Source organism: Microbacterium sp. B24 (assembly GCF_000333415.1).
GTDB lineage: Bacteria > Actinomycetota > Actinomycetes > Actinomycetales > Microbacteriaceae > Microbacterium.
The window spans coordinates 1-1,540 of sequence record NZ_BADB01000061.1 but is presented as its reverse complement, the minus strand read 5'-3'; the positions used below and the strand labels follow the sequence as shown (position 1 = coordinate 1,540).

1 protein-coding gene and 1 pseudogene are annotated in these 1,540 nt (G+C 64.9%); one reads left to right on the top strand and one right to left on the bottom strand.

All coding sequences use genetic code 11. The features are described from left to right. Positions 1-992 (bottom strand): ABC transporter substrate-binding protein (locus I5I_RS01370; RefSeq protein WP_036315485.1); only part of this gene is annotated, 992 nt, incomplete at its 3' end. A gap of 155 nt (positions 993-1,147) precedes the next feature. On the opposite strand from I5I_RS01370, the pseudogene I5I_RS01365 reads away from it, so the two are divergent. Further along, positions 1,148-1,540: pseudogene (locus I5I_RS01365) on the top strand (CPBP family intramembrane glutamate endopeptidase); the annotation flags it as partial.

Below are 1,540 nucleotides of genomic sequence, written 5' to 3'. Positions count from 1 at the left end.
GCCTCGAGCGACTTCTTCGTGTCGGCGGATGCCTGCGGGTAGACGAGGTCGACCTCGCCGTTCTGCAGAGCCGTGACCTGCGCGGCGGCGTCGCCGATGACACGCATGACGAGCTTGTCGATCTTCGGCGCGAGGTTGCCCTTGTAGTTGGGGTTGTGCTCGAACGTGAGCGACTGACCCGGCGTCCAGGCCGAGAGCACCCACGGGCCCGAGGTGACCAGGAGGTCCTTGTCGGTCGGGAACGACGTGATGTCGTAGCCCGTGTTGACGAAGTCCGCAGCCTTCTTCAGGGTGTCGTTCGCGGCGACGGGAGCCTTCGGGTCGCCCTTGGGCAGACCCTGGAGGAGCTTCGTCAGGTCAGCGGCCGAGGAGAGGCCGGCCTTCTTGGCCACGACGTGCGCGGGCTGCGCGATGGGGTTGAAGATCTCCCAGTCCACGTAGGGCTCGGAGTACTTCAGCGTGATCGACGTGTTGTCGTCGCCCACCTCGGGGAAGTCGGTCGAGTTGATGCCCGCCGTCGAACCCGCGATCTGGAAGTACTGCGTGCCACCCGTGACGTTGCCGTCCGCGTCGGTGGTCGCGTCATCGTAGTGGCCCGAGGCGATCGCCCACGCGAGCACCATGTCGTCGGCCGTGATCGGCTCGCCGTCGGACCACTTGAGGTCCTTCTTGAGCGTGTACTTCACGGTCAGCGGGTCGTCCGAGGTCTTCTCGTACGTGCCGAACGACTCGTCCTTGACGAGGTTGAAGCTGTTGTCCGGGTAGAAGAACCCGCCCGTGGTCAGGTAGACGTACTGACCGTTGGTGTCCAGGTTGCCCTGCGGCGTGTTGCTGTTCAGCGACGTCAGGTCGTTCACGATGGCCATCGTGACGGTGCCACCGGTCGGCGCAGCGTTGGTGGCGTTGCCGCCGCCGCTGGCCGTGCAGCCCGTCAGGGCGAGGGCGCCGGCCGCGGTGACCGCGGCAAGTGCTCCCCAGCGTGACTTCTTCAATTTTCCTCCTGGGTAAGGGATGGATGCGCAGGCGGGTGAAACACCCACGGCGCGGATACCGAAACCATAAGTTCTGATCAGCGTTGATCAAAACCGTTAGGGAAAACGTTACAGACCCTTAACTCAGTTCAGGGCCGATATGGCAATCTGACAAGGTGATCGATTCCGAGGCCGCCGAACTGCCAAGACTGAGGGGCACGCGCGCCCGGTTGTGGTGGGAGATCAGCATTGTGCTCGCTCTGTCGGTCGGGCGCTCGGCGCTGTCCTCGGTGCTCGCGCTTGTCCAGGCGCTGACGCGCGACCAGGCCTTGGGAGACCAGTCGACCTCGCTGAACCCGGGCGCGAACGCCGCCCAGTTCTGGGACGTCCTCAACCAGTTCCTGGCCCAGTTCTTCGCGTTCGCCCCCATCGCCCTGGCGCTCTACCTGCTGTGGGAGCCCGGGATCTCGGCGTTCCGTCGCATCGGCTTGGATTTCCGGGTTCTCGGGCGGGATCTGGGTGCGGGCGTGCTGCTGACTCTAGAGGATCCCCGGGACCGAGCTCGAATC